Source organism: Aeromicrobium sp. YIM 150415 (genome assembly GCF_016918125.1).
Lineage (GTDB): Bacteria > Actinomycetota > Actinomycetes > Propionibacteriales > Nocardioidaceae > Aeromicrobium > Aeromicrobium piscarium.
The window spans coordinates 36022-48541 of sequence record NZ_JAERWM010000035.1 but is presented as its reverse complement, the minus strand read 5'-3'; the positions used below and the strand labels follow the sequence as shown (position 1 = coordinate 48541).

Here is a 12520-nt window from a genome sequence, read left to right as displayed (position 1 = left end):
CCCGCCGCGACCGGACCCGCCCATCACTGACATCGACATCACGCGCAACACCGATCCGTGGTCCCCCATGAACACCCTTGCTGACCTCGATATCCATACCGAAAGCCTGCCGCCACCACCTCGTCGAAGACCCCATCCCCGCCCCAACCGCAAACGCCGCAGACGACAGACCATAACCCTCTAAACACACCAACTCATAGAACCGCCGACGCGTCTGCACCGAATGCCTCACAACAACTCCTCATCAAAGATGTTGCTTCGACCGATTGAGACCGCCCCGCCTGAGAGGTGCGCAAGCCACCGCCCATCGCGGGGCGGGAGAGGTTATCCACTGGTGGAGGGATCGTCAGCCTCGTCCACAGATGCGTGCGCGGGCCTGGCGGACGAGGCCCGCGTCGGCTGGGCTCGGACCATGCCCACCACGCCACGCGTTCCCGATGCGCTTCGCCACCGACCGTTCACTCGCGCGCAGGCGCTCGACGAGGGACTCACTCCGCGCATGCTCAACGGAGCCTCGTATCGTCGCTTGTTCCCGCGTGTCTGGGTGCACCGCGCCCACGAGATGTCCGAGGACGACTGGATTGCCGCCGCGCGCCTCGCGGTCCCCTCGCGTGCGCACCTCACCGATGTCAGTCGCCTGCGGCTCGCCGGGGTAGAGGTCGGTCCTGTTCTACCCGTGCATTTCGTCGTGCAGGGGGATCTCCACCTGGACCTCGAAAGGATCGTCGTGCACCGCACGGACCGGCTGCCTCCGCTCGATACCGAGGGGGTGTCACTCGCCAGCGCCTACCTGCACTGGTGCGGCCGTGCGACGGTGATCGAGGCGATCGGGGTCGGTGACGAGTTGCTCCGCACGGGTGCGATGTCGGTCCTCGAATTGGCCGAGCTGGCCCGTCGCGACCGTTGGCGGGCCGGAGCGCGCGAGGCGGCCTGGATCTCGGCATTCTTGCGCGAGAATGTGCGTTCGCGGCGGGAATCGTCGGCCCGTGCCTATCTCATGTTCGCGGGCCTTCCCGAGCCGGAGCTCAACGGACTGATCGTGCATGAGGGGCGCGTGATCACAGCGTCCGATCTGTTGTACCGGCGATATCGGACGGTGGCCGAATACGACGGCGGCCATCATCAGCGCGACCGGCGGCAGTACCTCGACGATCTGGCCAGGAACCAGGACTATCGCGATCTGGGCCTGGAGTACGTCATCGCTACCAAGGAGACGTCACCGCAGCGCTTCGTAGCTCAGGTGTACGACAGGATCGTCCGCCACGGTTACACGGGACCGCCGCCGTGTTTCGGAGGTCGCTGGGCGTCGCTGTTTCGGCCGATCGCTCAGCTTGGTCGGTTTGCTGAGCGCCCTCACGCGGCGAGCGGTGACGTACGCACCTCTCGCGCCGGTTGAGAGGTGCGTAACCCACCGCTCCGCGGGACGAGAGGTGCGTAACTCACCGCCCAGGCGAGATCAAGGGCGAAAATGTTCGATAGTGGCGGAAGTCTCGTCGTTTGTCAAGATGCCCCTTGTCATGGGCGTGGCGCATGGGTTAGACTGAATCTTCGCGCGCCCTTTGTCATGCCCTCTGCTCGATCTCGTCGGCATGACCCTGTGCGACAACACTATCGAACTGAATGAGTCATCCGCCTGCGAGTCTTCGGAAGGACTTCTCTTGGCCGCCTCGCGTACCGCCCGCACCACCCAGAACGCTTCGGCTCCGCGCCGCATCTCCTTCGCCAAAATCTCCGAGCCACTCGAGGTCCCTGAGCTCCTGGCCCTGCAGACCGAGAGCTTCGACTGGCTCATCGGCAGCGATGCCTGGAAGGCTCGCGTCGACGCCGATCTCGGCGCCGGCCGGACCGACGTCTCCACCAAGTCCGGCCTCGAGGAGATCTTCGAGGAGATCTCCCCGATCGAGGACTTCTCGGAGACGATGAGCCTGTCGTTCCGCGATCACCGCTTCGAGCCCCCGAAGTACTCGGTGGAGGACTGCAAGGACCGCGACGTCACCTACGCGGCCCCGCTGTTCGTGACCGCCGAGTTCATGAACAACGACACCGGCGAGATCAAGAGCCAGACGGTCTTCATGGGCGAGTTCCCGCTCATGACCGACAAGGGCACCTTCATCATCAACGGCACCGAGCGTGTCGTCGTCAGCCAGCTGGTCCGTTCGCCCGGCGTCTACTTCGAGCGCACGGCGGACAAGACGTCCGATAAGGACATCTTCACCGCCAAGGTCATCCCGAGCCGTGGTGCGTGGCTCGAGTTCGAGGTCGACAAGCGCGACACCGTGGGCGTCCGCCTGGATCGCAAGCGCAAGCAGAGCGTCACGGTCCTGCTCAAGGCCCTCGGCATGAGCGAGGCGGAGATCCTCGAGCAGTTCGGCGACTACGAGTCGATCCGTCTCACGCTGGAGAAGGACAACGTCGCCGGCCAGGACGAGGCCCTGCTCGACATCTACCGCAAGCTGCGTCCGGGCGAGCCGCCGAGCAAGGAGGCCGCGCAGACGCTGTTGGAGAACTACTACTTCAACCCCAAGCGCTACGACACCGCCAAGGTCGGCCGCCACAAGATCAACAAGAAGATCGGCACCGACGAGGCCTTCGATCAGCAGACGCTGACGATCGAGGACATCGTCGCCACGATCAAGTACCTGGTCGCCCTGCACGACGGGCGCAGCGAGCTCGAGGCGCCCGCCGGTGAGATCGTCGTCGAGGCCGACGACATCGACCACTTCGGCAACCGTCGTATGCGCACGGTCGGCGAGCTGATCCAGAACCAGCTCCGCACGGGCCTGGCCCGCATGGAGCGCGTCGTCCGCGAGCGCATGACCACGCAGGACGTCGAGGCCATCACGCCGCAGACCCTCATCAACATCCGCCCGATCACGGCGGCGTTGAAGGAGTTCTTCGGCACCAGCCAGCTGTCGCAGTTCATGGACCAGAACAACCCGCTCGCGGGCCTGACGCACAAGCGTCGTCTCTCGGCCCTCGGCCCGGGTGGTCTGTCGCGTGAGCGCGCCGGTTACGAGGTCCGTGACGTCCACCCGTCGCACTACGGCCGCATGTGCCCGATCGAGACCCCGGAAGGCCCGAACATCGGCCTGATCGGCTCGCTCGCGTCCTTCGGTCGGATCAACGCCTTCGGCTTCGTCGAGACCCCGTACCGCAAGGTCGAGGGGGGCCAGGTCACCGAGCAGGTCGACTACCTGACGGCGACCGACGAGGACCGCTACATCATCGCGCAGGCCAACTCGCCGCTCACCGATGAGGCGCGCTTCGCCGACGACATGGTCCTGGTGCGTCACCGCGGTGGCGAGGCCGAGCTGCGTCCGGCCGACGAGGTCGACTACATGGACGTCTCGCCGCGCCAGATGGTCTCGGTGGCCACCGCGCTCATCCCGTTCCTGGAGCACGACGACGCCAACCGCGCGCTCATGGGCTCGAACATGCAGCGTCAGGCCGTCCCGCTCATCCGCAACGACGCCCCGCTCGTCGGCACCGGCATGGAGTTCCGTGCCGCCGTCGACGCCGGTGACGTGACCGTCGCCAAGAAGGCCGGCGTCGTCAAGGAGGTCTCGGCCGACGCGGTCGAGATCATGGAGGACGAGGGCACGTACACCACGTACCGCCTGGCCAAGTTCCGCCGCTCCAACCAGGGCACGTGCACCAACCAGCGCCCCCTGGTCCGCGACGGGCAGCGCGTCGAGGTCGGCACCCCGCTGGCCGACGGCCCCTGCACCGACGAGGGCGAGATGGCCCTCGGCACCAACCTGCTCGTGGCGTTCATGCCGTGGCAGGGCCACAACTACGAGGACGCCATCATCCTCAGCCAGCGTGTGGTGCAGGACGACATGCTCACCTCGATCCACATCGAGGAGCACGAGGTCGACGCGCGCGACACCAAGCTCGGCCCCGAGGAGATCACTCGCGACATCCCCAATGTCAGCGAGGAGATGATCGCCAACCTCGACGAGCGCGGCATCATCCGCATCGGCGCCGAGGTCGGCAATGGCGACATCCTCGTCGGCAAGGTCACGCCCAAGGGCGAGACCGAGCTGACCCCCGAGGAGCGCCTGCTCCGCGCGATCTTCGGTGAGAAGGCGCGCGAGGTCCGCGACACCTCGCTCAAGGTGCCCCACGGCGAGTCCGGCACCGTCATCGGCGTGCGGGTGTTCGACGCCGCCGAGGGCGACGAGCTCAGCCCGGGCGTCAACCAGCTCGTGCGGGTCTACGTGGCGCAGAAGCGCAAGATCAGCCACGGTGACAAGCTCGCCGGCCGCCACGGCAACAAGGGCGTCATCGCCAAGATCCTCCCGGTCGAGGACATGCCCTTCATGGCCGACGGCACTCCCGTCGACATCGTGCTCAACCCGCTGGGTGTGCCCGGGCGTATGAACGTGGGCCAGGTGCTCGAGACGCACCTGGGCTGGATCGCCAAGACCGGCTGGGAGATCCCGGCCGAGGTCAAGGACGAGTGGGCCGACCGGCTGCGCAAGATCGAGGCCGCCGAGGCACCGGCCGACAGCAATGTCGCCACCCCGGTGTTCGACGGCGCGCGCGAGGACGAGCTGCAGGGCCTGCTGGCCTCCACGCTCCCCAACCGCGACGGCGAGCGCATGGTCGGTCCCGACGGCAAGGCGCGACTGCTCGACGGGCGCAGCGGCGAGCCGTTCCCGGATCCGATCAGCGTCGGCTACATCTACATGCTCAAGCTGCACCACCTGGTCGACGACAAGATCCACGCGCGCTCGACCGGTCCGTACTCGATGATCACCCAGCAGCCGCTCGGCGGTAAGGCCCAGTTCGGCGGCCAGCGCTTCGGTGAGATGGAGGTCTGGGCCCTGGAGGCCTACGGTGCCGCCTACGCCCTGCAGGAGCTGCTGACCATCAAGTCCGACGACATCGTCGGGCGCGTCAAGGTCTACGAGGCCATCGTCAAGGGAGAGAACGTCCCCGAGCCGGGCATCCCCGAGTCCTTCAAGGTGCTCGTCAAGGAGATGCAGTCGCTGTGCCTGAACGTCGAGGTCCTCTCGGCCGACGGCACCGCGCTGGAGATGCGCGACTCCGAGGACGAGGTGTTCCGAGCCGCTGAAGAGCTCGGCATCGACCTCTCCCGACGTGAGCCCTCGTCCGTGGAGGAGGTCTGAGCCACGGCTCGGACCCTCCTTCACATCACAGAATTTCGAAAGGGAAAGAAGACAACGTGCTCGACGTGAACTTCTTCGATCAGCTCAAGATCGGCCTCGCGACCGCCGACGACATCCGCAATTGGTCGTTCGGTGAGGTCAAGAAGCCCGAGACGATCAACTACCGCACGCTCAAGCCCGAGCGCGACGGCCTGTTCTGCGAGAAGATCTTCGGTCCTACCCGGGACTGGGAGTGCTACTGCGGCAAGTACAAGCGCGTGCGCTTCAAGGGCATCATCTGCGAGCGCTGCGGCGTCGAGGTGACGCGCTCGAAGGTCCGCCGTGAGCGGATGGGCCATATCGAGCTCGCCGCCCCGGTCACGCACATCTGGTACTTCAAGGGTGTGCCGAGCCGCCTGGGCTACCTGCTCGATCTCGCGCCGAAGGACCTGGAGAAGGTCATCTACTTCGCCGCGTACATGATCACCTGGGTCGACGAGGACGCTCGCCACCGCGATCTGTCCTCGCTCGAGGCCAAGATCGACATGGAGCGCCAGCAGCTCGCCAACCGTCGTGACAACGAGGTCAACGAGCGCATGGCCAAGCTCGAGGAAGACCTCAAGCAGCTCGAGGCCGAGGATGCCAAGGCCGATGCCAAGCGCAAGGTCAAGGATGCCGCGGAGCGCGAGGCCAAGCAGCGTCGCGACCGTGTTCAGCGTGAGCTGGACCGTCTCGAGGCCGTCTGGGATCGCTTCAAGAACCTCAAGGTCCAGGACCTCGAGGGCGACGAGATGCTCTACCGCGAGATGACCTACCGCTTCGGCAAGTACTTCGAGGGCTTCATGGGCGCTCGGGCGATCCAGAAGCGCCTGCAGGACTTCGACCTCGATCTCGAGGCCGAGAAGCTGCGCGAGATCATCGCCACCGGCAAGGGACAGCGCAAGACCCGCGCGCTCAAGCGGCTCAAGGTCGTCTCGGCGTTCATGGGCAGCAACAACCACCCCGAGGGCATGGTCCTCGACGCCGTCCCGGTGATCCCGCCGGAGCTGCGTCCGATGGTCCAGCTCGACGGTGGCCGCTTCGCCACGAGCGACCTGAACGATCTGTACCGCCGGGTCATCAACCGCAACAACCGCCTCAAGCGCCTCCTCGATCTCGGTGCTCCCGAGATCATCGTCAACAACGAGAAGCGCATGCTGCAGGAGGCCGTCGACTCGCTCTTCGACAACGGTCGTCGCGGTCGTCCCGTCACCGGTCCGGGCAACCGTCCGCTCAAGTCCATCTCGGACATGCTCAAGGGCAAGCAGGGTCGGTTCCGTCAGAACCTGCTCGGCAAGCGTGTCGACTACTCGGGCCGTTCGGTCATCGTCGTCGGCCCGCAGCTGAAGCTGCACCAGTGCGGTCTGCCCAAGCAGATGGCGCTGGAGCTGTTCAAGCCCTTCGTGATGAAGCGCCTGGTCGACCTGAACCACGCGCAGAACATCAAGAGCGCCAAGCGCATGGTGGAGCGGGCTCGCCCGGTCGTGTGGGACGTCCTCGAAGAGGTCATCACCGAGCACCCGGTGCTGCTCAACCGCGCGCCCACGCTGCACCGTCTGGGCATCCAGGCCTTCGAGCCGCAGCTCATCGAGGGCAAGGCCATCCAGATCCACCCGCTCGTCTGCTCGGCCTTCAACGCCGACTTCGACGGCGACCAGATGGCCGTGCACCTGCCGCTGAGCGCCGAGGCGCAGGCCGAGGCCCGCATCCTCATGCTCAGCACGAACAACATCCTGAAGCCCTCGGACGGTCGTCCGGTGACCATGCCCACGCAGGACATGATCATCGGTCTGTACTTCCTGACGCTGGATCGCGACGGTCACCCCGGTGAGGGTCGCGCGTTCAGCTCCTCTGCCGAGGCGCAGATGGCGTTCGAGCGCGCTGAGATCACGCTGCAGAGCAAGGTCAAGATTCGCCACGAGGGTGAGCTGGTCAGCACCACGCTCGGTCGCACGATCTTCAACGAGCAGCTGCCGGCGGACTACCCGTACGTCAACTACCAGGTGGGCAAGAAGGAGCTCGGCACGATCGTCAACGACCTGGCCGAGCGGTACAGCAAGGTCGACGTCGCCGTCGCGCTGGACAACCTGAAGGACACCGGTTTCCATTGGGCCACCCGCTCGGGTGTGACCATCTCGATGGACGATGTCGTCAGCCCGTCCTCCAAGCCGGAGATCCTCGCCAAGTACGAGGGCCAGGCGGCCAAGGTGCAGCAGCAGTTCGACCGCGGTCTCATCACCGAGGACGAGCGTCGCCAGGAGCTCATCGAGATCTGGACCCAGGCCACGTCCGAGGTCGCCGATGCGATGAGCGAGACCTTCGACATCGACAACCCCATCTACATGATGGTGAACTCGGGTGCTCGCGGCAATATGATGCAGCTGCGTCAGATCGCCGCGATGCGAGGCCTGGTGGCCAACCCGAAGGGCGAGATCATCCCGCGTCCGATCAAGGCGAACTACCGCGAGGGCCTGTCGGTCGTCGAGTACTTCATCGCGACGCACGGTGCGCGTAAGGGTCTGGCGGACACCGCGCTGCGCACGGCCGACTCGGGTTACCTGACCCGTCGTCTGGTCGATGTCAGCCAGGACGTCATCATCCGCGAGGAGGACTGCGGCACCGAGCGTGGTCTGCCCAAGGTCATCGCCGAGCGGCTGGACGACGGAACTCTCGTCAAGGCCGAGAACGTCGAGACCTCGGCGTACGCCCGCAACGCGGCCACCGAGATCACCCACCCGGAGACGGGCGAGGTGCTGGTGGAGGCCGGCGGTGACCTCGGCGACGTGGTCATCGACCAGCTGGTGTCGGCCGGCGTCGAGCAGATCAAGGTCCGTACGGTCCTGACCTGCGAGGCGAAGACCGGTACGTGCGCCAAGTGCTACGGCCGCTCGCTCGCGACCGGCAAGCTCGTCGACATCGGCGAGGCGGTCGGCACGATCGCCGCGCAGTCGATCGGCGAGCCCGGCACCCAGCTGACGATGCGTACCTTCCACACCGGTGGTGTGGCCGGTGACGACATCACGCACGGTCTGCCGCGCGTCGTGGAGCTCTTCGAGGCTCGTCAGCCCAAGGGTCGTGCGCCGATCACGGAGGCCGCCGGTCGCATCGAGATCGACGACACCGACAAGACGCGCAAGATCATCGTCACGCCCGATGACGGCTCGGAGCCGGTCGAGTACCCGGTCACCAAGCGTGCGCGTCTGCTGGTGCGCGACGGTGACTCGGTCGAGGTGGGTCAGCAGCTCACGCACGGTACGCCCGATCCGCAGGAGGTTCTGCGCATCCTCGGTGTCCGTCGTGCGCAGGAGCACCTGGTCGACGAGGTGCAGGAGGTCTACCGCTCGCAGGGTGTGGCCATCCACGACAAGCACATCGAGATCATCGTGCGTCAGATGCTGCGTCGCGTGACGGTCATCGAGCAGGGTGACGCCAAGCTGATCCCCGGTGATCTGGCCGATCGTGCGCTGTTCGAGGAGGAGAACCGTCGCGTGGTCGCCGAGGGCGGCCAGCCGGCGTCGGCTCGCCCGGTGCTCATGGGCATCACCAAGGCGTCGCTCGCCGTGGAGTCGTGGCTGTCGGCCGCGTCCTTCCAGGAGACGACGCGGGTGCTCACCGAGGCCGCGATCCAGGGCAAGTCGGACTCGCTGCGTGGCCTGAAGGAGAACATCATCATCGGCAAGCTCATCCCGGCGGGTACCGGTCTGGACCGTTACCGCAATATCCGGGTGGAGCCGACCGAGGAGGCGCGTCAGAACGCCTACGCGGTCGCCGGTTACGACAGCTTCGACTACCAGTTCGGTCCGTCGGATGCTGCCCCGGTCGCGTTGGACGATTTCGACTTCACGTCCTTCGACAACTGACCCGTACGCGAGAGGCCCCCACCAGCGCCGCTGGTGGGGGCCTCTCGCATGTGCGGTGGGGCCCGGTTACGCACGTCTCGGCACCGCGGGACGCAGGATGTGATTCCACGGTTGCCATAGCGACCACCGAATCACATCGTGCGTGGGGTCGGGACGGAGGATGTGACTCCACGGTTGCCAGGGCAGCCGTGGAATCACATCCTCCGTCGATCGTGGGGCGAGGCGAGGCGAGGCGATGTCGGCACCTGCCTCCGCAGCGGCGGTACGCCATCAACCCCACCGGCGCCCGATAACGTTGCTGGTCTACCGCCACCCGGGACGAGAGGTTGCTGGCCTACCTCCAGGCGGGGCGAGAGGTTGATGACGCACCGCCACCCGCAGCGGGTGGTGCGTCGACACCGGAATGCTGCGGAGCGAGCCCGGCTCAGCGGATGACGCGCATGAGGGGAGGCTGCGGGGGCTCATCACGCGGATCGCGCGGCTGCTTCCAGACCGGCACGTCCGACTGCGGGTGGTGCACATCCTGGGACGGGTCGCGGAACATCCACGTGAGCTTGGGCTCGAAGATCGGACGGAACAGGGTGCCGACCGGCTTGGTCATCAGCACGATGGCAAGGACCGCGCCGACCGCCACGCAGCCGAGCACGGCGACCGCTCCGTAGGGCTCGATGGCGGCCCACAGGCCGAACTGGCGATCCAGCCAGATGATGACGAAGCCGTGCAGCAGGTACGCGTAGAGCGTCCGCGAGCCGAGATCGGTCGTCCAGGACTTCGCCCGGGGGACGAGTGCCAGCGCCGACAGCGCCAGCACGAGCCCAGCGGCGATGAGCAGACCGCGCACGAGGACGCCCTCCACGAGCGAGACACCGAGCTCGTCGTAGCGCACGCGCCACAGCAGCCAGCGGCTCATGACCGTCAGGTGGCTGGCGAAGGCCAGGCAGAAGACCAGCGATCCCAGGAGAAGCGCGGCGCCGATCACCCGGTACTTGAGTGTGGTGAGCCGCAGGAAGAGCTCGCGGTTGAAGTGCAGGCCGATGACATAGAACGGCAGGAACCCGAGCACCTTATGCAGGGCCAGAGTGTTGGGGATCTCGATCATGCCGGCCGCGAGGGAGATGATGATCGAGGTCGTGATCGGGTACTTCAAGGCCCGCCAGATCGGTGTCGTGAGCCGCCAGACGAAGAGCGCGGCGAGGAACCAGCCCACCCACTGCGGTGACAGGATCATCAGCCGCTCGGGGTCGCGATCGTAGTGCCAGGTCATCAGCTGCAGCGCCGTCTCGACGATCAGATAGGGCACGATCAGGGTGGAGACGATCCGGCGCACCTGGCGGAAGTCGCCCACATAGTGACGCGCCGTGTAGCCCGAGATGAGCACGAAGAAGGGCATGTGGAACAGGTAGATCCACGTGTAGAGCCCACGCGCGGAGTCCATGACGACCAGATCGGTGAGGAAGTGCCCGATGACCACGAGCAGCATGACCCAGAATCGTGCGTTGTCGAGATAGGCGATCCGTTCGCGGGGTCCGGATCGCTCGGCATGCGGGAGGGGACTCAGTGGGGACATCGTGGTTGACTCTAGCGGTGACTTCCGAAGACGGCTCCACGACCGGAACGGGCATCGGGGACGCGCACCGCACACAGCGGCTCGGCGCCTACGCGGTGATCGTCCGCGACCCCGGCGAGCTGCTGCTCACCCAGATCTCGGCCCGCGGCTATCCGGCGACGGCCTGGGCGCTTCCCGGCGGAGGAGTCGATCACGGAGAGTCCCCGCACGATGCCGTGCGGCGCGAGCTCTACGAGGAGACGGCTCAGCGGGCGCGGACGGTCCGCCTCGTCGACATCCACTCCCTGCACATCGTCGACCACGGGCGCGACGACCGATACGAGGACTATCACGGTGTCCACGTGCTGTACGCCGTCGACATCGTGCCCGGAGTCGAGCCGCGGGTCGTGGAGGTCGACGGCACGACCGAGCAGGCTCTCTGGGTGCCGCTCGGCGAGGTCCCCGGCATGTGGACGTTGCCGGTCGTCGACTACGTCCTCGAGCGCCTCGGCGACTACCGCTGACCGAGTCGCCGCGCCCGGTGGCGGTAGGTCATCAACCTCTCGTCGCGTGTGGGGGTAGGTCAGCAACGTTATCGGTGCCTCGATGGGGTTGATGGTCTACCGCTGGCCCGGGGCGCGGGCTCGGTGGGGTTGACGACGTACCGCCGCCCACGCGAGAAGGGCGGGCCTACTGGGCTGGCGGCTCGGCGAACAGGAAGACGTAGTTGCCGCGCGCGGACACCACATGCACGGCCCGCGCGGTGGTGCCATCCGGGGCCTGAGCCGTGTACACCGCGATGACCTCGTTGAGATCGGCCACGACATCGCGTGCGGGCTCCTCGACACCGGTCATGTCGGTGATGTAGCCCTGGGCCACCGCCGCCCCCTCGGTGGAGCGCAGCGAGAAGGTCAAGGCGAAGGCGGGGTCGCTGCCGGTGAGCAGGACGGTGTCGTCCTCCGGCGCCGCCCACTCGCCGAGCAGGGGGCCGTCGCCGGGCGCGTCCACGTCCATCTTGGGCCAGATCAGTCCCGACTCCTCGGGTGTGTCGATCGAGGGGAGGTCGCCGAGCTGCTCGGACTCGGTGTTCTCCTGGCCCTCGCGCGGGTCGCCGACGTAGGACACCTCGAGCACCATCACCGGGTGCTCCTGGGAGTACGCGTTGCCGGTGCGCGTCTGCACGTCGCCGGGGTCGATATCGAGCTGCACGCGCACCTCGCGGTCGCCGGGGGTCGTGCCGGTCACGTCCACCCCGCAGTGATCGATGCGATCGTTCTCGGCGGTGCAGTACTCGCTGAGGTCGTCGGTGACGATCTCCTCATCGGGCAGCAGCGCGGCGATCTGGGCGAGCATCGCCCGGGTCACGGTGGTCGGGTCGTCGTCGATGCGCATCACCGAGATCACGCTGTCCGGTCGCGGCGGGTCCTCCAGATCGGCGAAGGTGTCGCGCTCGGGGCGGACATCGGTGGGCGTCGGCGTCGGAGTGGGGCTGGCCTCCTCCTCCGGAGTCGCCTCGTCCGGGGGATCGGTCTCGTTCTCGGCCGCCTCCTCCGCGGCCTTCTCGGCGAGCACGGCCTCCAGATCGGGGCGGTAGGTGTTGACCAGGTCCTCACTGCGAACCCGCGCGAGGGGGCCGAGCTGCACCGCGCCGCGCGGCACCACCATCCCGTAGACGATAGGACTCTCGGGACCGGACTCGTGGCTCTCGACGCGGTCCTCGTTCGAGTCCTCCGTCGAGGACGCGGTCGCGGTGGGGTTCGGCGAAGGAGACCCCGGATCGCAGGCGGTCACCGCCACCAGTGCGGCGAAAAGGCCTGCGGCGACGGTCAGCCTGCGGTACATGTCCACCTCGCGCTCGTGCTTGTTCGACTCCGCACAAGACTAGGGGGTGTCGCATAACCGTCGACGCGCACCGGGGTGAGGCGCTCGCCGAGGCGTCCGCGTGCGTATCCTGCAGGCAC

6 protein-coding genes are annotated in these 12520 nt (G+C 66.8%); 4 read left to right on the top strand and 2 right to left on the bottom strand.

Features of this window, described 5'->3' with window-relative positions:
- The first annotated feature begins 412 nt into the window (after window positions 1–412).
- The 3 genes from JL108_RS19155 to JL108_RS19145 all read left to right on the top strand — a co-directional run bounded on the left by JL108_RS19155 (window position 413) and on the right by JL108_RS19145 (window position 9013).
- Window positions 413–1396, top strand: coding sequence for a hypothetical protein (locus JL108_RS19155; protein ID WP_205199695.1), 984 nt, complete (start codon window positions 413–415; stop codon window positions 1394–1396).
- Window positions 1397–1658: 262 nt separating this feature from the next.
- Window positions 1659–5135, top strand: coding sequence for a DNA-directed RNA polymerase subunit beta (gene rpoB, locus JL108_RS19150; protein WP_205199694.1), 3477 nt, complete (start codon window positions 1659–1661; stop codon window positions 5133–5135).
- A gap of 56 nt (window positions 5136–5191) precedes the next feature.
- On the top strand, window positions 5192–9013 hold the full coding sequence (locus tag JL108_RS19145; RefSeq protein WP_205199693.1) for a DNA-directed RNA polymerase subunit beta': 3822 nt from the start codon (window positions 5192–5194) through the stop codon (window positions 9011–9013).
- A 424-nt stretch (window positions 9014–9437) separates the two neighbouring features.
- Here JL108_RS19145 and JL108_RS19140 read toward each other — a convergent pair whose 3' ends face one another.
- A complete protein-coding gene (locus tag JL108_RS19140) occupies window positions 9438–10580 on the bottom strand; it encodes an acyltransferase family protein (protein ID WP_205199692.1) in 1143 nt (380 codons plus the stop codon).
- Window positions 10581–10597: 17 nt separating this feature from the next.
- On the opposite strand from JL108_RS19140, the gene JL108_RS19135 reads away from it, so the two are divergent.
- On the top strand, window positions 10598–11083 hold the full coding sequence (locus JL108_RS19135; RefSeq protein WP_205199691.1) for an NUDIX hydrolase: 486 nt from the start codon (window positions 10598–10600) through the stop codon (window positions 11081–11083).
- Window positions 11084–11249: 166 nt separating this feature from the next.
- Here JL108_RS19135 and JL108_RS19130 read toward each other — a convergent pair whose 3' ends face one another.
- Complete coding sequence (locus JL108_RS19130) at window positions 11250–12401, bottom strand: hypothetical protein (RefSeq protein WP_205199690.1); 1152 nt, start codon at window positions 12399–12401, stop codon at window positions 11250–11252.
- Between the last annotated feature and the right edge of the window lie 119 nt (window positions 12402–12520).